We start from the raw sequence: 26165 nt of genomic DNA on the forward strand, positions 1-26165 counted from the left end.
TTTTTTATTTATCCCTACCTTGATTTTAATCATTCTAAATTAAAGAAATAATTCCGTAATTTTGTGAATCAATAAAAAGATTATGTTGACGAAAGCAAAAGTTCAGGAGTTCCTGAAAGAAATAGAAGTTGATGATCTGGTTAATAACCTCCAGGTGATGGGCAATGACGTGTATATTGATATGACTGCTCATTCACCGGCAATGCACGAAAAAAAGAAACTTGAAGTCGCAATGAAGCAGGCCTTCGCCTCTGAGTTTGGTGAAGATGTGGTGTTAAAATTAAAAATTGTTTCTCCGGAACCCACCGAAGTTCAGCAAAATCAAATTAAAGGAAAACAGATTCCCGGAATCCAGAATATTATAGCTGTCGCCTCTGGAAAGGGCGGCGTTGGAAAATCTACCGTAGCGGCAAATTTGGCCGTGACCTTGGCAAAAATGGGCTTTAAAGTAGGACTTTTGGATGCTGATATTTATGGGCCTTCAGTTCCAACGATGCTGGATACCGAAGGTTCTAAGCCACTTTCGGTAGAGGTTGACGGTAGAAACCTGATGCAGCCTATTGAAAATTACGGCGTGAAAATGCTTTCCATCGGTTATTTCTCCGGAGCCAACCAGGCGGTAGTTTGGCGCGGACCGATGGCGTCAAAAGCTCTGAACCAGATGATCCGCGATGCACATTGGGGCGAACTGGATTTTCTCCTGATCGATCTTCCTCCTGGAACTGGTGATATTCACCTGTCAATCATTCAGGAAGTTCCTGTAACGGGTGCTGTGATCGTTTCTACCCCGCAACACGTCGCTTTGGCCGACGTAAGAAAAGGTATTGCGATGTTCCAGATGGAAAGCATCAATATTCCTGTTTTGGGATTAATCGAAAATATGGCGTACTTTACCCCGGAAGAATTACCGGAAAATAAATACTACATTTTCGGAAAACAGGGGGCACAGTATCTTGCAGAAGATTTGGGAATCCCTGTTTTAGGCGAAATACCTTTAATTCAGAGCATCAGAGAAGCAGGTGATGTCGGCAGGCCGGCAGCAATGCAGGAAGGTTCTATAATCGAAGAGATTTATAAGACCACAGCGCAGAAGATGATTGAGAGCCTGGTAGAAAGAAACAAAAATCTTCCGCCAACCGAAGCTGTGAAAATCACGACAATGGCAGGCTGCTCAACCAGGAAATAATTTAAAGTTTGATATGCTCTGAAGTTCGATATTACCGATTGCGAACTTCGAACCAAATCAAACGATTTCGAACTAAAAATAAAATGATGAACACCAATATAAAACACGAAGAGACAGTAACCAAGGTGATGGAAGCTTTGGAAAGTATAAGGCCTTTTTTGAACAGGGACGGCGGCGATATTCAGCTGGTAGACGTAGAGGGCGACAAGGTTTTGGTGAAATTGATCGGCAACTGCAATGGCTGCCCGATGAGCTTTTCAACCATGAAGCTCGGTGTGGAAAACACGATCAAACAATACGCACCCGAAATTACCGAGGTTCTGAATGTAGAATAAATTCGATTAAATGTTTTAAAAGACAGCGGGTTTTAGCCCGCTTATTTTTTTATAAACCGGAGTGGCATCATTTGTTTTTTAAAGAAATTCTGAGCATCCTTTTATTCCATTCAAATGTGCCGGTTTAGATGGTGGTCCTTTTCTTCTGTAAATTATCATAAATACTGTGTACCAAACCATCAGCAACAGAAATCTTCGGCACAAAAATTCTTGAAATTTCTGCCCATTGCATCACTTTAGTGTAAATTTCCAAAGCTGGGACCAGAACATCGGCACGGTCTTCACGAAGACTGTATTTGTGCATTCTTTGCTCGATGCTCAGCGCAGAAAATTCCTTGTAGTAGGTTTTAAGCATATTCAGTGAAAGTGGTTTCCCGTCTTTGGTTTTGCTTAAAGAAAAGATTTTGTTGATGTTGCCGCCGGAACCAATAGCGGTTATCGGTTTCTTACCCACGATTTTGGTTTTTATTTCGTCCTTCATCTCCTTCCAGTGTGTTTCGTTTACCAAACCGTTCAGCAGGCGAATTGTCCCGATGTTGAAAGATCTTTTGTACTTCATTTTGCCGTTTTCGAAATACATCATTTCCGTTGAACCGCCTCCCACGTCGATATACAGGTAACCATAATTTTTGTCGAGCGTTTCTGCAACGTGGTTTTCATAAATCAGGCTGGCCTCCTCATCACCGGAGATGATCTCGATATTGATGCCGGACGTTTTTTTCACCATTTCGCGGATATGGTCTCCGTTCTTGGCATCGCGCATCGCTGAGGTTGCGCAGGCACGGTAGTGTTCCACATTATAAATTTTCATCAGGTCTGCAAAAATCTTCATGGAATCAATCACCATTTTTTCGCGTTCTTCACCAATTTCGCCATTGCTGAACACATCCATCCCCAAACGCAGCGGGATCCTCAGCAGATTGAGTTTTACAAATTCGGGCTGTCCTTTTTTTGGTTCAGTTACTTCGTTAATCAGAAGTCTTGCGGCATTACTCCCGATATCTATGGCGGCAATTTTCATTTAAGATTTTTTACAAAATTAAGAATTTTTACAGGGCTTTCATCCGCCGCTGGTTCTGCTCGTCGGCTTTGTTTTTCAGATATTTATAAATCTCGATTTGCGAACGGAACTCCGTGCCGTCTTTTTTCACATATTTATTCCGCAGTTTGTTATCCAGAATCCTTGCTTTTACATTGTCTTTCAACTGAATTTCAAGCAAGTCTTTTATTTCATTTTTCAGTGGTTTTGAAGTGATCTTTACAGCTGCCTCCACACGGTAGTCAAGGTTTCTGGTCATCCAGTCGGCGGATGAGATATAGATATCTTCCTGCCCCTTATTGTAGAAATACATTATGCGGGAGTGTTCCAGATATTCATCCACAATACTGATAGCTTCGATGGGCTGTTTGAAACTTTTTTTATTAACCGCGCAGTAAATTCCGCGGACAATCATTTTAATCGTCACACCGGCTTCAGCAGCTTCGTAGAGTTTTAAAATCAGGCCCCGGTCGCTCAGTGAATTCACTTTGATGATCATCATCGCTTTCCTTCCGGCTTTGGCTTCTGATATTTCCTTATTGATATGCCACTCGATTTTTTCCCGCATATATTTTGGGCAAACCACCAGCGTCTTGCAGTTTTTCAGGGCTTCTTCCGGATTAAGCTTTGGTTTTCGGAAAAGATTGAAAATTTTGTTAATATCAGCCATGATGGACCGGTTGCAGGTCATCAGCAGGTTGTCGCCGTATATTTTTGCGGTCTTTTCGTTGAAGTTTCCGGTACTTACAAAACCATACTGCATGGTTTTATTGTTTACCCTTTTTTTAATCACGCAAAGTTTGGCGTGTACTTTTTTATTCGGAATGCCGACCAATACTTTTACGCCTTCCACTTCAAGCCTTTCCTTCCACTTCAGGTTATTTTCTTCATCAAATCTTGCGCGGAGTTCCACCATCACGGTGACATCTTTTCCGTTTCGTACTGCATTGATCAGCGCATTGACGATTTTTGAATTGGATGCGAGACGGTAGGCGGTAATTTGGATCGTTTTTACATCGGGATCCATCGCGGCTTCCCGTAAAAGGTCAATCACCGGCACATAAGAATGGTAGGGAAAGGTCAGGAGTACATCTTTCCGTAAAACCACATCAGTAACTCGCTGGCCATCAGTAAAATCGGGATGTGTAAATGATGTTCGTTCCTGCGGTTTTTCTATCGCTTTGAAGACATCCGGGAAATCCATAAAATGCTTAAAGTTGTGAATTTTAGCGCCCGGAATAATGCTGTCTCTGGATGTGAGCTGCAGTTTTTTAATCAGAAACTCAAGCAGTGCCTTATCCATATTCTTATCGAAAGTGAAACGTGTAGGCTTTCCTTTGCGGCGGCTTTTCACAGCTTTTTCAATCTTTTCAACCAAGGTGGTTCTGATGTCGTTGTCGAGGTCAAATTCGGCGTCTTTGGTTACTTTAAAGCAATGCGCTTCGAAATCATCATAACCAAAATATGAAAAGATATACGGAAGGTTTGCGATAATGACATCTTCCAGCAGCATCACGTTTTTCTCACCGCTTTCGGAGGGTAGAAGCACAAAACGCCCCAGAATCCGTGACGGAACCTCGATAATCGCATACCTGCTTTCGTACTGCCATTCTTTTTTTCGCATGGCAACACCGATATACAAACTTTTATCCCTCAGATAAGGCATCGGCGTATTTTGGTGAAGCAGGATCGGGATCACGTTGCTTTCAACCTCCTCATCGAAATAACTGCGAACAAAATCGCGCTGTTGCCGGTTCAGGTTTTTATGAGTTTTGATGAAAACGTTTTTCTCCGCCATTTCTTCCTGAATCTTATCCCAGGTCTTGTTAAAGTTAGCCTGCTGTTCGATAACGATTTCGGTGATGTTCTTCAGGATTTTAGAAGGCGGCTGATAGAAACTCTCGCTTAAAATCTTGTTTTTGAAGTCCATAGCGCGCTTGAGTCCGGCGACGCGTACACGGAAAAATTCATCGAGATTATTGGAAAATATACCCAGAAACCGGATTCGTAACGGTAAAGGAACACTTTCGTCCATGGCTTCCTGCAAAACCCTTTCATTAAATGCAAGCCAAGTAATGTCTCTCGGATTAAACTGATCTGTCATCTTTCATCTCAACTTTCCCCAAAATTACAATAAATATAAAATTTTTAATGTTAAGTTTATGCAGCGGGGTTTAAATTTTACATTATGAAATATACCGCTATGGTGATGTTTGGTGTAGCAAAAGCGATCCCCGAGATCTGGCGAGGCCCTATTAAGAAACTTATAGTGAATCAATTAGGTTAAGCCCTGTGCTACCTGCGGAAAATTCCTCATAGGATTTCTCCAAAACCTCCAGAAAGACTTCAGGACTTTGCGCGCCCGAAACTGCATATTTATCATTAAAAACAAAAAACGGGACGGCCCGAACTCCGATTTTTCGTGCCAGTAAACTGTCTTCTGCGATTTTGTTTTTTAATTCATCCGAATTCAAAGCGTTTTTCACCTCATCTTCGGTCAGGCCTGCATTTTTTCCGATGCTGATTAATTCATTTTCATCATCGATGTTCCTGGCATCGATAAATTGAGCTTTGAAGAGTTCTTCTTCCATTTCATTGGCTATTCCTTTTTGTTTTGCTAACTGAATGAGAAGGTGACCTCTGTATGAGTTTGCAATTTTTTGATTGTCAAAATTAAATTCAATTCCAGCTTCTATACCGGCATTTTTAGCATGTTCATGCATCATTTTTGCCTGCTGAAGGTGGATGCCTTTAGACTCTGAGAAAAAATCATAAGGATCGCGATCGGGCTGTGTTTGCAGGTACGGGTCGAGTTGGTAGCTGTGCCAAACGACTTTTATGTCGTCGCGCTTTGCGAATTTATCAAGTGCTTTTTCAAATTTCTTTTTGCCCACGTAGCAAAAAGGGCAACGAATGTCGCTGAATATATCTACAGTCATCACAATATTTTTGGGAATTCAAATTTACATAACAACAAGTATCAGACCATTGAGGCGTGTTAAAAGAGATGTTTGAGGCTCGTCAATTAATCTCAGAGCTGTTGCAAAACAAGATACCAAAGCGTCAGTGTAAGTAAGGAAAGCGGAATTCCGATACCGATGAAAAGGTTGCATAGTTTTGGTTCCAGATCATGAGATGAAGCCAGAATTGCTGAGGTAATCATCGGAGCCATTGCTGCTTCCATCAGAGAAATTTCAATCACTTCACCATTTTGTTTTAAGATTAAACAGTAAAGGATGAAAATTATAAGCGGAAAAAAAATCAGTTTAAATAAAAGCCCGGCGGCAAGGGGTTTTGTGTATGGTCCCGGACTTTCGAATCTTAACTGGCTGCCTACGGAAACCAGTGCGAGTGGGACGGTCGTCGCACCGAGTTTGCTTAAGACATCATCCAGAACCTCAGGAACATGAAATTGAAAAATGTTCAGAAAAATAGCGAGTAAAAAGGTGATGAAGGGCGGAAACCTGATGATTTTTTTTAAAATCTCACCAGCGGAACTGTGGCTTCCGGAATAGAAATTTACGACCGCAATCCCAACTGTGGAAAGTGCTACAAAACTTCCAGGCTGATCCACCAGCATTACGGTCTTTAAACCTTCATTACCGTATAAAGCTGAAATGACGGGAATACCGACAAATGAGGTGTTTCCAAATCCGGCACACATAATTACAGCCCCAATCAATGATTTGTTCCAGCCAAATTTCTTGCCCGCAAAGGTAAATAGCAGTATTGCAGAAAAGATATTCAGCCAGGCAACAGCGACGGGGAATATCAGTTTTAGGTCAAATTCAATCTTTGGGATGTAAAAAAGGCAAAGTGCGGCCAGTGATATATTGATCACAAAAGCGTTCAGCGCCACATGTCCGTTTTCCGGGAGTATTTTTCCCTTTCGGAGCAGGGCTCCCAGGGCTATACAAAGGAAAAGTAAAATTATATTTGACACAAATCCCGGTCTTTAAAATCTCAACTTCATCCTAAACTTGCTTCATAAGCGTCCCAACCTGCAATTTTATAGCTTAATGAAGCCTGCTCAGGATTTTCAGCTTTATAAATTCCTCTGCCAACGATAATAAAATCCGTGTGCAGGTTTCTGAAGACATGTTCCGGGGTGTTGTACTGTTGGCCCTTTCCGTCGCCTTTGGTGTCCAGATTGATGCCCGGGGTGAAGAGAAGAAGTTCCTCGGGCAGTTCGTTCTGCGCGACGCCTCCGATCACGTTCGGGTGTGATTGCGCAATTTTTGTGGCTTCATCGCGGTAATTTTTATCCGTCAATGTGCCGGCAGATGACATGCCTAAAATAGCGATTACTCCTGAGTTATGAAAGAAATCCAGCGACTGGAAACCGCCGATCACCTGCGAAGTAATGAGGTCTGCCCAATTTGAAATTTTGTAAATGCCGTATGAATATTGCAGTTCCTGTGTGTTTCCGATATCTGCAAATTTGCGGTCTTCCATCAGAAGGAAATTATGTTTTGCAGCAATATCAATAAGTGGAATGATTGTTTTATCGTAATCAAAATCAGTAATGATGTCGATGTGCGTTTTCAGCGCCACGATGTTTGGACCCACTTTTTCTGCAAGGTCGTGAAGTTCTTTCGTCGTAAGGACATCCGCAGAAGCAATCAGGTTTGATTTTTTTTCAAGCGCAACTTCAAGAAGTTTTTTGGCTTTTGAATGCAGGTTGTTAGAATCAATTTTCTGCTGGTAAGATTTGCGTTTCTTTTCTTCGAACTTCACCACATTTCCGGCAAGGAAATCCTTGATTCTTCCAACTTCGTCGTCAGTAAGCTGGCCTTCTTCCTGCAGTAGCTGGCAAACTTCACTGATGGTAAATAATGTATGTACCCGGAAACCTTTACTCTCCAGAAGTTCTTTACCGCCCTGTTGTCTGTCGAGCACTACAACGATATCGGAAACGGTAATGCCTTCATTTTCAATTTCGGGGATGGTTTCCAAAAGTGATTTTCCGGAAGTAATTACGTCTTCTACCAGAAGGCAGTTCTGTCCTTTTTGGTAAATACCTTCAATAAGTTTTTTGGTGCCGTAATCTTTGGCTTCCTTTCTTTTGATGATTAATGGAAGGTAACTTTCCAGAGACATCGCCGTCGCCATCGGAAGTGCAGCGTAAGGAACCCCGCAGATCAGGTCGAAATTGTCCAACGGAAGCATATCAAGCATATAATTTGCCAGATTTTTCAGGATTTTCGGGTCTGAGGCCAGTGGCCGCAAATCTACGTAAAACGGACTTTTGATACCCGATTTCAGTGTAAATCTTCCGAACTTGATGATGCCGAGTTTGTAGCACTCCAGAAAGAACTCTTTTTTAGTTTCCATTTACTTGTTTTGATTTCTACAAAGTTAGGATTATTTGCGGGAAGATGGAAACCGAAGTGGGAGAGATGCGGGGTTTTTGATGAGTTTTAGATGAATAATGACGGACTTTTTACCCGCGACTTTTACAGATCGAACGAAATTTCCAGCCCGGATGGCAATGGAAATCCTTTTTTGCTTTGGGAATTCCGTCTGAAGTTATCCCGAGACATCCGGCAAAAAAGATTGTAATGAACAGCCGGACTGCGCAGAAACCGGAGCACTGCTTGTCTTGCTCCTCATAAAAATATTTATATTTGATGAAAATTTATCTCATGAAAATAAAATTTTCTCTACTCTTTGTACTGTTTTCCGTGCTTGCTTTTGCGCAGATTGAAGAACGAAAACTTGATGAACTGGTGCAAAATACGCTGAAAACTTTTGATGTTCCCGGTATGTCGGTGGGAATCATCAAAGACGGTAAAATCCTGTATGCTAAAGGCCACGGTGTTGCGTCGCTGAAAACAAAACAGGCGATGAACGAAAATACTCTGGTGGGAATTGCTTCGAATTCAAAAGGGTTTACGGCGACCGCTCTGGCAATTCTGGCGGACGAAGGCAAACTGAACTGGGACGATAAAGTGACAAAATTTATTCCTGAATTCCAGATGTATGACTCATATGTAACGCAGGAAATTACGGTGAAAGATCTGATTACGCACAGAGCAGGGCTTGGGCTGGGACAGGGCGACCTGATGTTTTTCCCTGAAGGCGGCACATTGACGGTGAAAGATATCGTGCACAACGTACGTTATCTGAAACCGGAACATTCTTTCAGAAACCAGATGGATTATAATAATGTGATGTACATTGTAGCCGGAGAGGTGATTACGAGAATTACCGGTTTGAGCTGGGCAGAATTCATCGAGCAGCGAATTATGAAACCTGTCGGCATGATGCAAAGTTTCGGAAGCTATAACCGCGCGAAGAGTGTTGCCAACAAAATTGATGCGCATGCGCCGGTAAACGGCAAAGCCGTACAGGTGCCGCACGACTGGAACGAAACGGCCAACGCAGCGGGCGGAATTATGAGCAATATTCCGGATATGCTGACCTGGGCGGATTTCCTGATCAATGGCTTTACCACAAAAGAGGGCAAAAAACTGGTTTCTGACAAGCAGATTGCACAACTTTGGCAAATACAGCAGCCTTCGACGGTAGCTTTGAAAAATCCTTATGATACCCAGAATTATGGTTACGGGCTGGGATGGTTCATCAGCGATGTAAAAGGGCATAAACAGGTGCAGCACACCGGCGGGCTGATCGGGACGGTAACGCAGTTTACCCTGATTCCTGATATGAAGCTGGGTATCGTTGTGCTTACCAATCAGCAAAGCGGCGCTGCGTTCAATACCATTACCAACACGGTAAAGGATTTTTACCTTGGAATTGATGACAGAAACTGGCTGAAAACCTACGGCGAAAGAATGGCAAAAATGAATGCAGATTTCGAGAAAGGAAAAAAAGAAATCTTTGCAAAAGCTGAGGCCTTCCAAAAATCAAAGGCCTGCAAAGTGGTACCAGAACAAATTACCGGAACATACACCGATCCCTGGTTTGGCGATGTAGAAATAACCAGGCATTCCAGTACTTACAGAATTGCCAGCAAAACGTCACCACGGCTGAAAGGAGAACTGATCCCGTATTCAGCCAGCACATTTATTGCAAAATGGGACGACAGAAGCTATGACGCCGACGCCTTCTTAATTTTTAATTATGACGAGAACGGAAAAGCGCAAAGTGCGAAAATGAAACCGATTTCTGATGTTACGGATTTCTCTTTCGACTTTGAAGATTTGGATTTGAAGAGGACGAAATAGTGTCTGTGTAAGGATTGCACAGGTTTACAGGAACTTCAGCATGGGCTGAAGTTTTTTTATTACTGAAAGATGATTTAGATTCTTAAGGTGTAGCCGTGATGACTGTAATTATAGGATCTCTCTTGGAAGAAAAAAATGAGTGAGGGTTTTATGTGCAACTTCAAATTGTGACCATTCCTCGCAATCCACTTCAAAAACTGCAACAGCGCAGGTCGGAAATTCCAATACTTCAGAGGTGAGCGAACTGGCAAATTGAGAAATCGTCGGATTGTGGGAGAACAGAGCTGCCGAGCTATATTCATCATCAATTCTCACAACCGTATTGGTGAAATCTTCCAGCAAAGGTTCGTAAAGGTCTTCAATTTTTTTGATGTTTGAATTGCCAAATGTTTCCGCAAAATACCGGCACGTCGTCAGTGCTCTTTTTGCCGGGCTCGAGATGAAACACCCGATATTGAAGCCGTTTTCGAGCAGATGTTTCGCCATGCCCCGGGCGTTGCTGTGACCGCGTTCATTCAGCGGTCGGTCAAAATCGGGCACATCGTGGGTCCAGTCGCTTTTAGCGTGGCGTACAAGGTACAGTGTCTTCACTTATTTTTATTTAAATCTTAAAAACGAAATTAAAAAATAATATGATTCAAAAATAAAAATTTACCGAAGATTCCCGCAAGAGAAAATCAGCTGATGTCACCGGGTGCTCAAATTATCTTTTTACGGATTCACTTTCCGCCTTCTGGCTTTGTGTTTGGAGTGGATGCACAATATTTAAAATACAGGTAATCGTGTGGGTGTATTTCTGAGTAATGTCCATTAAAGGCTGCTTACCGTTGCCGGTACTGAAGTCGCAATTCCTTCTGCATCCAGGCGGTTTTTCAGTTTCACGATGGCTTCACTTCTTACTGACTGAATATTTTCACCGGGTTTCATCCAAAACCTGACCTGCAGACTGTAAATTCCCAGTTTTTGACGCACGAACACCACTTCGGCACTCTCCGGATCCTGCACAAAGCCCAAACTTTGAACTTCATTGAGCAAAACGCTTTTGGCTTTTTCCAGATTCTCCGTATTTGGAATCTCCAGATCAATGATGATTTTACGGTGCTGTGATGCCGTGATATTAATGAAAGGCGCACTAAAAATCATTTGGTTCGGGATAAAAACCTTCTTTCCCTCATCATTAATCACTTTGGTCGTAAGGAAGCCAATTTCTTCAACCGTTCCCGAAATATTGTTGATGGTTACATAATCACCCACTTTAAAGGCTTTGTCCACGCTTACCAGCATCCCGGAAAACATGGATGATACAATATCTTTTAAAGCGACACCCGCAATGATCCCGGCTACACCCAAACTTCCGAGAAATTTGATGAAGAAACCGCTCAGCCCCATAATTTCCAGCGTGATAAAAGTGCCGATGAGGATAATCAGAAACCTGAAAAATCCTATCAAAGTGATCACGGTATCCTGATTTCTGCTTTTTGGAAAAAGTTTCTGAAAAAGGTCTACACTTATTTTACTCAGAAATTTACTGGTGTAAAGAAAAAACAAAAAGACTAGAATTCCCACGATGAGGTTGGGTGTAAACTCCGCGAATTTCACCCACCAGTTTTCCAAAACCCCAATAACCAAATCGATGTATTTTTTACTTTCGTCCATTAATGCTCATTTTTTTTCAAATTTATGAAAATTTTAACCGAGGAAAATTCACTCCTGCCAATTGGGAGGAGGGTTCATATGTCGTGTTCAGCCAATTCCTGCAGAAGGAGCGCGCGAAATTTTTTCCCAAAGGGGCGACAGAAAATTAAACCTTAGCTGCGCTGCACACCACAACCGAATAAGTAAGAAAGGCGTAAAAAAAACCTGAAGCAGATAAAACCCTGCTAAAATTTCGGCAGGGCTTTATACGTTAAATGAAGAATTAATTTGATATTGCTTCGTCTGTCTCTGTATGAGATACGCTATTGAAAAAACACCATAATCAGAGCGATGATGAAGCCTATTCCGGCATAGATCATTCCTCTCCTGAACGCTTTTGATTTGAAGTTGAACATCCAGAACGATGAAACCACAAAGAAGAAAAGCACCAGTCCGAACAGCGTATTCAGGGAGGCATAACGGTGTTTCGATGTCGATTTGTGCAGTTCGTTGAACTTTGCCAGGACATACGGCAGTTCCATTTTAGTGTACTTCGCTTCACCGGTTCTGATGTTGTAAGTTCCGTTTTCAAACTCGCGGATGTCGCCTTTCGAGCCGGTAAATTCCAGATTTCTTGATTTGATTTCTTTAGCAAGTTCCTTCTCCTCCAAATTCGGTTGAAGCACAACTTCGTATTTCTTTTCGGATTTCAGGAAATTCGTGTCACGGTAAATCAGCAAAACCCCGCTGATTGCGTACACCGCCATAATTCCCGCCGTAAAATATCCCAGATAACGGTGCAAAATCCGCATCGTCGACGTTACGTTTGTTTTCTTATTTGTTTTCATTTTTGTTTTTTTTAATCTTAAAGTTTATAACTCAGCGTGAAGTAAAAGTTTCTCGGTGTAATCGGGTTTACCGAGTAATTTTCGTGAACGTTGTAGTTTTCTGCCTCGAAAATATTGCCCAGTTTCCCCTGTATCAGGAAGTTTTTATATTCATATCCAACAGATAAATCTACCGTGGTATAACCTTTCAAATATACCATTCTTGTGGTTTCTTTTTGGGTTTTGGTATCGTTCCATCCGGCTTTCCTGTCGCCGGTGTAGAAGCCTGATGCTCCTAAAATGAGGCCTTTCAGGGTGTTGTCAAATTTGTAGAAAACGGAAGCATTTGCTGTAGTTGCCGGCGTTCTCACCAGTCTTTGATTTTCTACATAACCTGTAATCTCTGGCGTTTCCGTATAAACGGAGTGGTTGTAAGAAACCCCGCCGATTAATGACAATTGTGGCGTCGGATTTCCGGTGATGTCCAGTTCAACACCGCGGCTCCTCACTTTTCCTGCAAATTCCTTGATGCTTGAATCGGAATTGAGGTTGCCGTTTTTATCGTAAATCGCGGTAGTATAAGTGTTCCGGTTGTCGATTTGGTAAGCATTGATGTTGAAAGCCACCGTATTGTTGAACACATTTTTCTTGATTCCGATTTCGTACTGGTCCACTACAGATGCCTTCAGTGGCGCATTGTCAACCGTAAATCCTGAATTTGGTACAAAAGAATTGGTATAGGTTCCGTAAACCGTGAAATTTTCATTTGGTGTGAAAACCAGTCCGGCCTTTGGTGAGAAAGCATACTCGCTGGTGCCGGTATTATCCTTGGTTTTTTCAGTATTTGTCCTGAAATTTCTTTCTACTGTATCATCATTCTGAAGGTTAGAATATCTTACACCTCCCAAAACTTTAAAATAGTTTGAAAGTTCCACAAAATCCTGAATATAAACGCCGTAACGGGTCGTGTTGATGCGGTTTCTGGTGTTCTTTTCAGAATTCGGCTCTGCGATATGTGTCCAGGTTGTAGGTGTATTGAGCTTCCAGTTGCCGACGATGTACGAGGTTCCGAAATTCTTATTGTTAGTCGGATTGTAGAACGTGTACGCATCTGCAGTACCGTAATCGCCGTCGGCACCGAAGAGCACTTTATGTTTCACATTTCCGGTGTTGAATTCACCGTTCAAATTAATCTGTAACGAAGTATAATTCTGTTCGTTGTAAGTTTTGTTCAGTGTGCGGTCCCAGGTCGGTTCAGACTGGCTTGGGTTCCCGGTGTATTTCCATTGGATTCTTTCAACAGAGAAATAATCCTTGGTATAATTTTGATATGAAGCCACTGAATTCAGGTACCAGCGGTCGTTGAATTTATGGTTTAAAGTAATTCCGCCGGTCGCCTGCTGGCTGGTCTGGTAATTCCAGTCTTCGCCCAGGAACTGCTTTTTATCCAAACCGGTTTCAAATGAAGAAATTCCGGTGGTTTTTTCCACTAAGGCACCCAAACCGAAATCTGGCGTGAAATGTTGTTTCAAATAATCGCCTTCTACAAAAATTTGGGTGTTTTCGCCAATATTAAATGCAAAAGAAGGATTGAAATATTGTTTTTGAGAATTCACCACATCGCGGAAGCTGTCGGCATATTCATAGGTCCCGTTGATTCTGAAAGCAATTTTTTGAGAAAGCGGCCCGTAAATATCCACCGTGGGCTTATATGAGTTCCAACTGCCAACATTCATCCCGACGCTTCCTCCAAAACTGAAACGCGGTTTCTTGGTCACCATATTGATGATCCCGCCCGGGCCCACATTGCCGTAAAGCATTGCGTTGGCGCCTTTCAGCACTTCCACACGTTCCAAACCGCTTACTTCAGGGAAGATACCGCTGTTAACCTTTGCTCCGTTTTTAAAAATATTTTCATTTCCAAAAGTAAAGCCACGCCCGCCGAAACTGTCCTGCGAGCCGCCTCTTGCGGAGGTGATGTAGATTCCGTTCACGTTTTTCACCACATCGCTCAGTTGTTTTGCCTGTTGCTGCTCGATGATCTCGTGCGTCACCATCTGTATCGGTTGTGGATTTTCGATAAGGGGAATCAGCGATTTTGTGGTGAAAGAGCGGCCCTTGTTTGGGTTTCCGGTTTTATGAAGTATAATGTCTTCAATTTCCTGAATTTTTAATGTGTCCGTATCAATGTGTCGTGGTCCTTGAGCGTACACGCTTACTGAAATCGCAAGAACTGCTGCTGTTAGAATTTCCCTTCTCATTTACCTTTATTTAGAATGAATTAAAATAACGGTGCAAAAGTAAAAATTGAGTCGCTATTCGCAAAATTTATTTGGAATAATTCTAAACAATATTATACAATAGAACCTAACTTGTTGATGATCAGAGGATCAACCTAAAGCTGATTTTTGTCAGTTTTCACTTTGATGAAGAAAAATCCTGCGATAATGTATAAGATGCTAATTAAAATATAGGAAATACCGTTCGGTGCAGTTGCTGTTCCTATTAAAACGACTGCCACGCCAAGGAACGCGATGATGGCCATCAAGTATTTAACGAATGAATTTCCCCCGAAGGTTTTATTTTTAATCAGTTTTAAAAGTCCGATGAATAAAGCGCCGTTTACAATATAGATAAACGCCACCGGAATCGCTGATATATCGTAACCTTTGGTGGTGAAGTAACTTGCGGTGTTTGTGATGTAATAAATGATCAGGTAAATAAAAATGAGGGTGAAAGCCAGCAACGCGCTGTTTACGGGCGTATCGGTTTTTGGGTTTACCTTCCCGAGATTGAGAAATTTCCTGGAATATTCCTGATTATAGAATTGATAGGGCACCCTTGTGCTCGCCAGCAGAAGCCCGTTCGCAGTGCCCAGAACTGAAATAATCACAAAGATTTGTATGAGGATTGCTCCGGTTTTGGAGGCTATTTTTCTGGAAAATTCTGTGATATAAGTGTCCTTTAAAGCCATGATTTCGGTGCCGCTCATCTTTAGAACTATTCCCGAATAATAGAGAACGTAAACCGCCAAAACCACGGAAGTGCCGATTACCAAAGCCTTCGGAAGATTTTTGGATGAATTTTTGATTTCTCCTGAAAGTTGTGTGGCGATATACCAGCCGTCAAACGCAAACGCAATCGGAACAAAACTTGCCGCCACCAGCAGCCAAAGATTTTGGCCTTCAGAAATATTTTTTGCAGCGTATGAAAATGTGTTGGTTCCTTCTACATCTCCTTTTACAAGGCTGATGATGCCGAAAGACGCAATTAAAATCAACGGAATCAATTTCAAAACGGTCGTCATTTGCTGAAATATCCCTGAAGTTTTCGGTCGGAAAATATTTAAACCTAAAAATAAAACCAGATTGAAAATACCAATCAGCGTATAATGCAGAAAAGTGGGTTTGAAGCCCGCAAATTCAGCCACGAAGTGGGAAATGTAAATGCCTGAAACCGTAAACAGCACCGCAGTGAGCAGAGGATAAAACAGACTCAGGTACATCCACCCAACAAAGGCTGCGGTTTTCTTGCCGAAACGGTATTCCACATAGTTCAGGATTCCGCCGTCTTTAGGCAATAGTTCAGCATAATTCGCCAGGGAAACCGCCGCAAAAACCACACTGATACCCACAATTACAAAGCCCAGAAGCCCCGCAAAACTGTTGCCCTGTGTTGCGGACAGTACATCATCAACCTTAAAGAAAATCCCCGAACCGATGACCTGGCCGATAACCAGCGAAATGGCGGTAAATAACCCGTATTTTGCCTCTAATTTCTGTTTTTGTTCCAATGGTTTCGTTTTTTTTTTGAGCCACAAAAGGTATGAAAAATTTAAAAATCTTAAATTAAATAATTAAGTTTTAAAAATTTTACAAGTTCTTTAAGCAGTAACAAATCGTTTATTCTTTTTGTTCCTTTTTGTGGTTTAACAATTTATCAGCTCTGCATTTCCTGCAGTTCCAGCCAGCGCATTTCCTTTTCTCCCAGTTCATCTGAAACCGTTTGCAGTTCCTCCGAAAGTTTTGAGATTTTCTCATAATCACTTTCGTTATTAAGCTTTTCTAAAATATCAGCGCGTCTTTCTTCCAGTTTTGGCATTTCTTTTTCGATGCTTTCGAGCTCTCGCTGCTCTTTGAAGGACAGTTTTTTGGTGGCCGGTTTTTGGTTGCTGGTCGCAGGATTTTCGCTTTTGGTTTGTGGTTCGTCAGTTTTAGCTTGAGCCTGACGCTCCTGGTTCTCGATTCTGGTCTCTCGAATCTTCTCTCTGTATTCCGAAAAATTCCCCACAAAATCCCTGATTTTTCCTTCGTCTTCAAACGCCAGAACGTGGTCCACAATCCGGTCCATAAAATAGCGGTCGTGCGAAACGATGATCACACAGCCCTGAAAATTCAGCAGAAAATTTTCCAGAACCGTCAGCGTAGGCAAATCCAGGTCGTTTGTAGGTTCGTCGAAAATCAGGAAATTGGGATTTTCGTAAAGCACTTTCATCAGATGCAGCCTCCGTTTTTCACCACCCGAAAGTTTGGAAATCGGCGAATATTGGGTTTGGTCATCAAATAGGAACAGCCTCAAAAACTGAGATGCGGAAATCGTCCGTCCGTTTGCCATGGGAAAGTTCTCGGAAATTTCCCTGATGAAATCAATCACCCGTTCTTCTTCATTATAATTCAGGCCTTTCTGCGAAAAGTAGCCGAATTTTATGGTTTCACCGGTTTCTATTTCCCCGGAATCTTTTGGTTCAAAACCCTGAATGATATTGAGAAGTGTCGATTTTCCGGCACCATTTTTCCCGACAATTCCTACCTTTTCGCCGCGCTGAAATGAATAGGAGAAATCTTTCAGTAAAATCTTTTCACCAAAACTTTTGTTGATATTTTTAAGTTCCAGAATCTTTTTTCCCAAACGTTTCATCTCGAAATCGAGTTCCAGAGCCTGTTTTCTGGTGTCAGTTTTCGCAACTTTTTCAGTTTCGTAGAAGGCATCAATCCGCGATTTCGATTTTGTGGTCCGCGCTTTGGGCTGGCGGCGCATCCATTCCAACTCCTTACGGTAGAGGTTGTTGGCTTTGTCGATGGTGGCATTCAGATGATCCTCCCGAATCATTTTGTTTTCGAGATAAGTGGCGTAACTGCCGTTGTGAACGTAGAGATTCTGGTCCTCCATTTCCCAAATCGTGTCGCAAACCGAATCCAGAAAATAGCGGTCGTGCGTTACCAAAAGAAGCGTGATTTTCGCTTTCGAGAGGTAATTTTCAAGCCATTCCACCATTTCCACATCCAGGTGGTTGGTGGGTTCGTCCATAATCAGCAGGACGTGGCGGTGTTCAGCGCGGGTTTCGGTGAGCAGTTTTGCCAGAGCAACGCGTTTGATTTGACCGCCCGAGAGTGTTCCCATTTTCGCTTCCAGATCGGTGATTTTCAGTTGGGAAAGAATCTGTTTCATCTCGTTTTCCAAATCCCAGGCTTTCTGGGCTTCCATTTCGGCGATGGCCAGTTCCATGTCTTCCGCATCTTGGGAAATCAGGGATTTATGGTAGTTTTTCAAAGCCTGAATGGGTGCAGAATCCAGCGTCATCATAAATTCTTCCACCGTAAGTTGGGAATCAAACTCAATTTCCTGGTCAAACAGTACTACCTGAACGTCTTTATTAATGGATACTTCGCCGCTGTCGGCAATTTCTTTGCCCAAAATAATTTTGAGTAAAGTTGATTTGCCGCTGCCGTTTTTGGCTACTATCGCGATTTTGTCGCCTTCGTTGATATTGAAAGAAATATTTTTGAAAAGGCTTTTAACACCGTAAGATTTGCTGAGATTTTCGGCGGAGACGTAGTTCATTTTCAGTTTTGGATAATGGTTGAGATTGAGATTGCGAAAATACGGTTATTTGGTGAGTTGCCGGGTGGAAAGTTGTGAAGTCTTAAGAGGAAATATTATACCGAACATTGCCTTGCGTTTGGAAAAAGTTTTTGGCGGCGCAAAAAATTTTGGCTACGCATGCAGCGTTTTTTTTTGACATGGATTTCAAAAATTTTCTTAAAAATCCTCCCGAACTGGAGAAATTTGTATATCATTGATTTTTTTCAAGTCTGATCACTCCACTGTCAGCCGTTTCAGCGACCAGGTGTTGCCGTTGAAAACATTCAGATCAACTTTGGTATTGATGCCGTAAACGATTCCGTTTTCGGTGAACTGCCAGATTTTCCAGTCGTCATCGGGTGAAGGCTGTGGCACGTCGTTGTAATTGGCCAGCCATAAAGGATAATCATCGAATTCGCCGCGCAGGTTGTCTTTGTAATAATGATAAAAGGTATAGATAATCGGTTTTTCGCCGTATTTTTCTTCCACGATTTTCAGCCATATTTTCAAATCTTCGATAAGTTGTTCATTGGATTTTTTACGCGGAATCCTTTCAATATCCAAAACGGGGACTAAATCGCCTTCTTCCAGTTTCACGCTTTCCAGGAAGTTGTTGGCCTGCGTCACCGGGTCTTCATCGGCACGGTAAAAATGATACGCACCGCGGATGAGGTTATGTTTTTTGGCCTTTTCCCAAAAGGTATCAAAATTTTTATCCTTGCTTCGGTTGCCCATCGTGGCGCGCAGTATGACAAATTTTAAAGGAATGGTGCGGTTACCGATAGAAAGCGAATCCCATTTGATGTCTTTCGCTTCCTGATAGTGTGAAATATCGAAACCGAAGGTTTTATCGGCATAATCCCCGACAATCCGGTCGATTCTGGCGGCTTCACGCTCGGAATTTTTCAGTTTTTTGTGCTCGAATTTATTGAAATACATCGCGTAGTAGAAAGCGATTTTCTCTTTCAGGTAGAAACCGGTCCCGATCAAAGCAACGGCGAGAACCAACAGAAGGATTTTGCGGCGAAGAATGAAATTTTTTCGCCTTTTCTTATGAATTTTCCGGGTGGTTTTATTTTTTGTGGGTTTTTTCTTCGCCATCGGTGTGCAAAAATATTTTATTTGAATGGATTGCACGAATTTTTTTGAATTTTAAAAGAAATCAGTTGGCGGAGCGCCGCAGGTGCGACAGGTTTATAGCTTTCAGTAGTCCTGATTGCAGCGGAAATCCCACAGCAGGCCTGGACAGGCTCTGCCTGGCAGCAAGGGCGCGAGGAATTCCAACGGAAAGCAGGGCTCCTAAAAATAATTTCAGTAATTTTGCGCATTATGGAAACACGGGAAAAAATAGTGATTATCGGTGGTGGTTTTGCAGGTCTGCAACTGGCAAAAACCTTGAATAACAGGAATAAAAAGGTGATTCTGATTGATAAGGTAAACCACCATATGTTTCAGCCGCTTTTTTATCAGGTGGCTTGCGGACGGATCGAGCCTTCTAATATTTCTTTTCCGTTCCGTAAGATTTTTCAAAGATCGAGAAACACGCAGTACCGGATGACGGATGTGCAGAAAATTGTGCCGGAACAGAATAAAATCGTTACTTCAGACGCTGAATTCCATTATGATAAACTCGTGATTGCGACCGGGTGTAAAACTAATTTTTTCGGTAACGAGATCATGGAAAGTGTGGCATTCGGGATGAAGAATACACAGGAAGCGATTTCTATACGAAACCATGTGCTCCTCACTTTCGAGAAACTGATTATTGAAAGAAGCCGCAGCGACGACGGTAACTGGAATATCGTCATCGTGGGCAGCGGGCCAACTGGTGTGGAGCTTGCCGGAGCTTTCGCTGAAATGAAAAAAGACATCCTGCCGCGCGATTATCCGAATATGAATTTCGATAATCTGAACATCATATTAATCAGCGCGACCGATAAACCGCTGGATACGATGAGCAGGGAGGCCCAGGACAAATCTGAGCTCTACCTTAAACAGCTGGGTGTGAATTTCATGAGCGGCGAGAGGGTAACTGATTATGACGGTGAGATTGTTCATACAGCCAGTGGAAAAGAAATTCCTGCCAATAACGTGATTTGGGCAGCAGGCGTCACCGGAAACGTGATTGAAGGGCTGAATCCTGAAATTTTGGTGAGAAACCGTTACAAAACCGACCGCTACAACCGCGTGGTGGGTTACGAAAATATTTTTGCCATCGGCGATATTGCCTATATGGAAACACCGAAGTATCCGCACGGCCATCCGCAGGTGGCGAATGTGGCGATCAACCAGGGGAAAAATTTAGGCAAAAATATCCTGAAAAAATCTGAAAAAGACTGGAAAGAATACGAATACGAAGACCGCGGAAGCATGGCAACCATCGGGAAACACCGTGCTGTTGTGGATTTGCCGAAATTTAAATTCCAGGGGATTTTTGCCTGGTACTTCTGGATGTTCCTGCACCTGATGCTGATTCTTTCCGTAAGAAACAAAATTGCCATTTTCTTCAACTGGATGTGGAGCTATATCAATAAAGATTCTTCGCTACGGCTCATCATTCTTCCCAACAAAAAAAACAGTACGGAACAATGAGAATTGACATTATAAGTGTGTTGCCGGAGCTGATGGTGAGTCCTTTTCAGACCTCTATTCTTAAAAGGGCAATGCAGAAAGGTTTGGCAGAGGTTCATTTTCACCAGTTGAGGAACTGGTCTGTGGGAAAACACCGCCAGGTGGACGACGAACCCTACGGCGGCGGAGCAGGAATGGTGATGATGGTTGAGCCTTTGGATAAATGTATTTCTGAACTTAAATCCCAGCGCAATTACGACGAAATTATCTACCTCACTCCCGATGGTGAAACTTTAACTCAAAAAATTGCGAACACTTTATCGATAAAAAACAACCTGATTTTCCTTTGCGGGCATTACAAGGGCATTGACCAGCGTGTTCGCGATTTACATATCACCAAAGAAATCTCCATTGGGGATTATGTTTTGACCGGCGGCGAACTGGCGGCCTGCGTATTGGCAGATTCTGTAATCCGTTTGCTTCCAGGTGTTCTGAATGACGAACAAAGTGCGTTGACTGACAGTTTTCAGGATGATTTATTGTCGCCACCCATTTATACAAGACCGGAGGAATACAAAGGTTTAAAGGTACCGGAAGTTTTGCTCAGCGGCCACAGCGGAAAGATCGAAGAATGGCGGCACGATGAAGCGGTGAGGATTACCAGAGAAAGAAGACCAGATTTATTGGATGAATAAAAAAACCACCCTGAACGAGGTGGTTTTTTTATCTAAACTGTGGGGAGTTATTTCACAATTACTTTTGCTGCTGCCGTTCCCGAATCAGATTTTAGCTGAACGACATAAATGCCGGCTTTTACACCGTTTAATCTGAATGTTTCTTCTGCAGAATTGCTGCTTAATTTATAGCTTCCAACAGCTTTTCCGCTCATATCAAACATATGGATTACGCCTCGGTTTGCATTGGTGTATTTCACTTTCATTTCTCCGTTCGTTACGGGGTTTTGGGTAATCTGAAGCGTAGTTTTGTTGTCTTTTGCATCGGTTTCACCTGTAGCAAGGTTAAGTGCTGAGCAATCGGTGGTTCTTACAAAATTTGACGAAGTTGCGTCCCAAACATAGCAGTTGTTCTGTGTTACATTGTTGATGTCCCGGGTTTGTGTTGAACCAGGCGTTCCTGTAGAGCTGCCATTCCTGAATAAGAAATTGACAGAGGTTGCACCAGCGAAAGTGTAAGTAAACCATCCCGGATTGTAAGGATCTGGAGTCATGGCAACCGGAGAGTTCCAGTTGGCATCTGCGATCGTTCCAGCAGGTTGAACGTTCCAATAGTGGATGTAAGGCTGGGTCCAGCCGCTGCCGCTCGGATTGAACCTGATCACAATACCTTGAGTGGAAGGTGTAGCAAATGTGTAGTTTCTTTCCACCACGCCTGAGCTGGCATTGGCATTGTCAAAAGCGATGGCTTTTACTGTGCTGGTTGCGTTGATGGTAAATGGGCCGCTGTAAACTGCTGATGCGGAAGTGGGTTCAGAACCATCTGTGGTATAACGGATTACTGGCGTTGTACCGCTGTCATCTGTTGCTTTAATACTGATTGATTTTGACGCTCCTGCACTGTAGGTTCCACTAGGTTCATTTATCTGAATTACCGGCGGAACGTTCACTGCGGTCTTGGTCCACACTGCATATTCATTATCCGGGCTCGAAATAACTTGAGTCCATCCGCCTCCCGCCGGCGTCCAGTCGTAAGGTCCGATTTTCATTGCAATCGCTGGTCCCGCATCTCCTGATCTTTTAAGGATATATGCTGCATATATGCCATTCTCTGATTTGTCTATATTGATATGGCTGTAGGCATCGATTCCTGCACTTTTTCTTATGGCCATCAATTTTTCAATGATCGGCTTGTTCGCTGTGGAGTACGTTCGGGTAACACCATCTTTAGTATATGTTCCACCAAAATAATGAGGAGCAAAAACAGAAGGAATGCCCGGATGTGTTAAGATATAGGTGTATGCCTTAGGAATGTTGGCGCCTAAAAATGCAGAGTTCTGAACAAATGTGTCATGATTGTCTACGAATGTCACCGCTTTTTCTGCAAACCCAAACTGCCCGGCAAGTCCGGCCATAGCACCAGACCAGTTTAAATTATTATAATTATTTGATGCGTTGGCGGTTGCAAAAGTATTCGACATATTATAATAAAGCGCAAAATCAAATGCACCTGAAACAGTAGCTCCGCCAGCATAAGTCCCGTTAATCCAGCTTTTAAGCACCTCTACATTGCCGTCCCAGTTTTCGCCAACAGAATAGTATGGCTGGCTTTCATTAATATACATTCCAAAATAAGAAGGAGAGAAGCCTTTTGCAACATCCCATCTCCAGCCTTTGAAGCCCAGCTCCTTTAATTTGGTCAGAAACTCTTTATAGCCACTCTGCACCACAGGATTTGTGTGATCCATATCTCTGGATCCGTCAAATCCTTCCCCGGTATCTGCTGCACCACTCGGTCTGCACGTTACTCCCGCTGTGCCGCTATTGTAAGCTGCTGTCGCTTCGTCGTTGCTCACAATAGCATCACAACCCCAGGTTGGGTTTGTGAAGTCGGTCCAGCCGGTTGTGCCGCTTCGGTGGTTCGCTACGACGTCAGCAATCGGGTTGATCCCTCTCGCGTTCATGTTCAAAAGCATTTTCCGGAGCTGAGCTTCGGTGCCCCAGGATGTGTTGGAAAAATTGTAAAGTTCTGTCGGGAAATAGCCTACACCTCCGGTAGACTTGCTTGGCGGCGGCATCCAGATCATATCAAAACCCAAAGCTTTCAAGTTTCCGGCGCGTGAGTAGTAAAACTCATACAGCCCGCCTTCATTTGTGTTTCGGGGCTGGTTGTACTCGTCCCAACCGAAAGACTGCAGCAGTATATCATCAAGATAGGCAGGTTCGCTTTGCGCTTTAATTCCTGTGATTGCAACCGTAGCCACAATAGTCAGTAATATTTTTTTCATAAGAATTAATTTTTATGTTCATTAAATTAGCCTTTAAATTTACAATTAATTTGAGACTTTTGAGCTATTATTATGTCTGAATTGTAAATATACAAATCAAAGCCGGTTAACAGATGAAAAATTATCAATTCACTAATTTTTTTAAATGACTAACTAAGAAGGGAATCAGATTAAATTTTAGCTTAAAAATACTTTAATCATAAACAAATAATTTTATTAAATTTACAACTTCGATAATGCTTGGGGAAATTACATCAGAAAACAGCGAAACCGTTTCTTTTTATAATGTTGAAAACCTGCTTTTGCCGGTTACCGGAAAAGAGCGAATTAGGGGTGGACTAAAAAACTGGAATCTTAGCCGATACAGCAACAAACTTCATAAAATAGCCCACGTTTTTGATATTATAAAGGAGAACAAAGGCAACCTGCCGTTCATCATCGGGCTCGGTGAAATAGAGGGTGCTAAGCCGTTGAATGAACTGCTCGCTTTACCGCCATTCAACGGGGACTACGGTGTAGTGCATTATGAAAGCATGGACGAAAGAGGCGTTGATGTCGCAATGCTGTATGATAAAAGAAGAGTGGAAGTACTGGTTTCTGAACCGATCAGTTTTTTCTTTGAAATTGCTGATAATGATCCAGAGAACTATGATACAACGCGCGACGTACTGTTTTGCAAGGTGAAGTTTAAAAGCAAAATTATCAATGTCTTTGTGCTGCATTTGCCCTCAAAGAGGGATATGGATGTCAATAAACCGAAGCGCAGCTATATTTTAAAAGAAATTAAGGAAAGGATAGATATATTGCTGAAAAGTGAAGAATCTGTAATCGTGATGGGAGATTTCAATGAAAACCCTGATGATGAAAACCTTGCGGCTTTAGTTAGCAGTGATTTTGGCAGAAAACTTTTTAATCCTTTCCTGGAATTATTCAGAAATAAAAACTATTCGACGTATCACCAACGGTTTGGGCTGCTTTTCGACCAGATCATTATGTCGGATGATTTTATAACTGGAAAATCTGGCCTTCAGTTTCGGTCTGCAGAAGTTTTCAACGATCTGAAAATTTCGAACTGGGACCGGAAGTTCAGGGGCCGGCCTTTCCGAACGTACGCAGGAACGCGGTATCTCGGCGGATACAGTGATCATTTTCCTGTTTTGGTTCAATTTAAATAATATTAATTAAAAAAAAACTTGACATTTAAATGAAAAGTGCAAGCAACGTAGACTATCAGTTGGATGCGATTGATAAAGAAATCATCTATATGCTGATGGATAATGCGAAGACCTCTTTGGCGCACATCTCAAAAAATGTGGGGATCTCGACAACCGCAGTTCACCAGAGGATAAAAAAACTGGAGCAGGCGGGGGTTATAGAAAACTCCATTTCCTTCCTGAATCCCAGAAAAATAGGCTATAAAGTGGTTTCGTACATCGGTGTTTTCCTCGATCAGCCGAGCCATTACCAGGAAGCCGTAAAAGCGTTGAAGGACGTAAATGAGGTGGTAGAAGCGCATTATACCACAGGAAATTATACGATTTTCCTGAAGGTGCTCTGCCGTGATAACGACCACCTGATGCAGATCCTCAACAAACTCCAGAAGCTGAAAGGGGTAACGAGAACCGAAACTTTCATATCTTTGGAGCAGAGTATCAACCGACAGCTGAAGGTGTAAGATTTTTACACAAAAATATCAAGATCATTGGCTGCGGCTGATGATTTTTTTTTATTTAATAAAGATTGTAATTATGAAAATCAACACTTATTTAGATTCCACTTATCTGAAGACTCCTGCGCAATCCGGCCTTACAGAAGAACAGACTTTAAAAACAGTAATGGCGCTGGCTGATGAAGCCGATGCTCAAAATATTTTTGCGGTAATGATTCGTCCGGATTATGTAAAAGAGGTTAAAAATCATCTGCAACAATTAAAATCCGGAGTTAAAGTGGGAACAGTAATTGGTTTTCACGAAGGAAATTATTCTCCTGATGAAAAACTTTCAGAGGCAGAACAGGCCATTAATGACGGAGCGGATGAACTTGATTTTGTGATCAATTACGAAGCTTACAAAAAAGGCGATTACCAGGTTGTTGAAAAAGAAGTTTTTGAATGCACAAAGTTGTGTCTCGATCATGGAAAAACTGCAAAATGGATCATCGAGATCGCAGCTTTGACGGATATGCAAATCGCAGACCTTACGAAACGTATTTCAACCTGGGTCGAGGAAAAATTTCCCGGACAGGAAGATAAAGTTTTCGTGAAATCATCCACAGGATTTTATAAAACTGAAAACGGGAAACCTAACGGGGCCACGCCAGAAGGCATTAAAATCATGAAAGCCAACTCCGGAAAACTCCCTGTGAAAGCAGCCGGCGGAGTACGAAGCCACGATGAAGCGGTACAGATGATCAATCTGGGGGTGACCAGAATCGGGACTTCTTCGGCGTCGGCACTTTTGAAAGGCGACGAGGCCAGTTCCGGTTATTAGGATAAAATTTTAAATATGTACAAAAAAACCACGGCACCGGCTGTGGTTTTTCCATTTTTATGTAAAACT

General features: G+C 42.4%; 21 protein-coding genes. 8 read left to right on the top strand and 13 right to left on the bottom strand.

Annotation, left to right across the window (positions count from 1 at the left end; genetic code table 11):
- Positions 1-82 precede the first annotated feature (82 nt).
- Complete coding sequence (locus CKV81_RS11250; protein ID WP_095073280.1) at positions 83-1186, top strand: Mrp/NBP35 family ATP-binding protein; 1104 nt, start codon at positions 83-85, stop codon at positions 1184-1186.
- A gap of 86 nt (positions 1187-1272) precedes the next feature.
- Positions 1273-1521: a NifU family protein gene (locus tag CKV81_RS11255; RefSeq protein WP_095074467.1), complete on the top strand. Its 249-nt coding sequence runs from the start codon at positions 1273-1275 to the stop codon at positions 1519-1521.
- A 124-nt stretch (positions 1522-1645) separates the two neighbouring features.
- On the opposite strand, the gene CKV81_RS11260 is transcribed toward CKV81_RS11255, so the two are convergent.
- The 5 genes from CKV81_RS11260 to pyrF form a co-directional block, all read right to left on the bottom strand.
- Positions 1646-2542, bottom strand: a complete 897-nt coding sequence (locus CKV81_RS11260) for a Ppx/GppA phosphatase family protein (protein WP_095073282.1) — start codon at positions 2540-2542, stop codon at positions 1646-1648.
- 28 nt (positions 2543-2570) lie between these two features.
- Positions 2571-4664: a polyphosphate kinase 1 gene (ppk1, locus tag CKV81_RS11265; RefSeq protein ID WP_095073284.1), complete on the bottom strand. Its 2094-nt coding sequence runs from the start codon at positions 4662-4664 to the stop codon at positions 2571-2573.
- A gap of 160 nt (positions 4665-4824) precedes the next feature.
- Complete coding sequence (locus CKV81_RS11270) at positions 4825-5499, bottom strand: DsbA family oxidoreductase (RefSeq protein ID WP_095073286.1); 675 nt, start codon at positions 5497-5499, stop codon at positions 4825-4827.
- Between the two features lie 92 nt (positions 5500-5591).
- Positions 5592-6503 carry an AEC family transporter gene (locus CKV81_RS11275; protein ID WP_095073289.1) on the bottom strand — a complete coding sequence of 304 codons (912 nt, stop codon included), beginning with the start codon at positions 6501-6503 and terminating at the stop codon, positions 5592-5594.
- Between the two features lie 26 nt (positions 6504-6529).
- Positions 6530-7894, bottom strand: coding sequence for an orotidine-5'-phosphate decarboxylase (gene pyrF, locus CKV81_RS11280; protein WP_095073291.1), 1365 nt, complete (start codon positions 7892-7894; stop codon positions 6530-6532).
- A 311-nt stretch (positions 7895-8205) separates the two neighbouring features.
- Here pyrF and CKV81_RS11285 point away from each other — a divergent pair, with 311 nt between their 5' ends.
- Positions 8206-9750: a serine hydrolase gene (locus CKV81_RS11285; protein WP_095074470.1), complete on the top strand. Its 1545-nt coding sequence runs from the start codon at positions 8206-8208 to the stop codon at positions 9748-9750.
- A 108-nt stretch (positions 9751-9858) separates the two neighbouring features.
- Here the strand turns inward: CKV81_RS11285 and CKV81_RS11290 are convergent, their stop codons facing one another.
- The 7 genes from CKV81_RS11290 to CKV81_RS11320 form a co-directional block, all read right to left on the bottom strand.
- Entirely contained in the window at positions 9859-10341 is a 483-nt protein-coding gene (locus tag CKV81_RS11290; RefSeq protein WP_095073294.1) for a SixA phosphatase family protein, read from the bottom strand.
- A 219-nt stretch (positions 10342-10560) separates the two neighbouring features.
- On the bottom strand, positions 10561-11406 hold the full coding sequence (locus tag CKV81_RS11295) for a mechanosensitive ion channel family protein (RefSeq protein WP_095073296.1): 846 nt from the start codon (positions 11404-11406) through the stop codon (positions 10561-10563).
- A gap of 302 nt (positions 11407-11708) precedes the next feature.
- Positions 11709-12233, bottom strand: a complete 525-nt coding sequence (locus tag CKV81_RS11300) for a hypothetical protein (RefSeq protein ID WP_095073298.1) — start codon at positions 12231-12233, stop codon at positions 11709-11711.
- A 17-nt stretch (positions 12234-12250) separates the two neighbouring features.
- Positions 12251-14473, bottom strand: coding sequence for a TonB-dependent siderophore receptor (locus CKV81_RS11305; protein WP_095073301.1), 2223 nt, complete (start codon positions 14471-14473; stop codon positions 12251-12253).
- 134 nt (positions 14474-14607) lie between these two features.
- Complete coding sequence (locus CKV81_RS11310; protein WP_157727412.1) at positions 14608-16005, bottom strand: APC family permease; 1398 nt, start codon at positions 16003-16005, stop codon at positions 14608-14610.
- Between the two features lie 146 nt (positions 16006-16151).
- Entirely contained in the window at positions 16152-18053 is a 1902-nt protein-coding gene (locus CKV81_RS11315; RefSeq protein WP_095073307.1) for an ABC-F family ATP-binding cassette domain-containing protein, read from the bottom strand.
- Positions 18054-18308: 255 nt separating this feature from the next.
- Positions 18309-19175, bottom strand: coding sequence for a glycoside hydrolase family 25 protein (locus tag CKV81_RS11320; RefSeq protein ID WP_095073310.1), 867 nt, complete (start codon positions 19173-19175; stop codon positions 18309-18311).
- Between the two features lie 228 nt (positions 19176-19403).
- Here CKV81_RS11320 and CKV81_RS11330 point away from each other — a divergent pair, with 228 nt between their 5' ends.
- Together CKV81_RS11330 and trmD are read left to right on the top strand one after the other, a co-directional pair.
- Positions 19404-20666 (top strand): NAD(P)/FAD-dependent oxidoreductase, encoded by a 1263-nt coding sequence (locus CKV81_RS11330; RefSeq protein WP_095073317.1) that lies wholly within the window; start codon positions 19404-19406, stop codon positions 20664-20666.
- Entirely contained in the window at positions 20663-21340 is a 678-nt protein-coding gene (gene trmD / locus CKV81_RS11335; RefSeq protein ID WP_095073321.1) for a tRNA (guanosine(37)-N1)-methyltransferase TrmD, read from the top strand. Before CKV81_RS11330 ends, trmD begins: the two co-directional genes overlap by 4 nt.
- A gap of 47 nt (positions 21341-21387) precedes the next feature.
- Here the strand turns inward: trmD and CKV81_RS11340 are convergent, their stop codons facing one another.
- A complete protein-coding gene (locus tag CKV81_RS11340) occupies positions 21388-23607 on the bottom strand; it encodes a chitobiase/beta-hexosaminidase C-terminal domain-containing protein (RefSeq protein ID WP_095073324.1) in 2220 nt (739 codons plus the stop codon).
- Between the two features lie 236 nt (positions 23608-23843).
- On the opposite strand from CKV81_RS11340, the gene CKV81_RS11345 reads away from it, so the two are divergent.
- The 3 genes from CKV81_RS11345 to deoC all read left to right on the top strand — a co-directional run bounded on the left by CKV81_RS11345 (position 23844) and on the right by deoC (position 26096).
- Positions 23844-24782 carry an endonuclease/exonuclease/phosphatase family protein gene (locus CKV81_RS11345; protein ID WP_095073327.1) on the top strand — a complete coding sequence of 313 codons (939 nt, stop codon included), beginning with the start codon at positions 23844-23846 and terminating at the stop codon, positions 24780-24782.
- 29 nt (positions 24783-24811) lie between these two features.
- Complete coding sequence (locus CKV81_RS11350; protein ID WP_095073329.1) at positions 24812-25282, top strand: Lrp/AsnC ligand binding domain-containing protein; 471 nt, start codon at positions 24812-24814, stop codon at positions 25280-25282.
- Positions 25283-25352: 70 nt separating this feature from the next.
- Positions 25353-26096: a deoxyribose-phosphate aldolase gene (gene deoC, locus CKV81_RS11355; RefSeq protein WP_407641690.1), complete on the top strand. Its 744-nt coding sequence runs from the start codon at positions 25353-25355 to the stop codon at positions 26094-26096.
- Positions 26097-26165 lie beyond the last annotated feature (69 nt).

This window comes from Chryseobacterium taklimakanense (genome assembly GCF_900187185.1).
Taxonomy (GTDB): Bacteria; Bacteroidota; Bacteroidia; order Flavobacteriales; family Weeksellaceae; genus Planobacterium; species Planobacterium taklimakanense.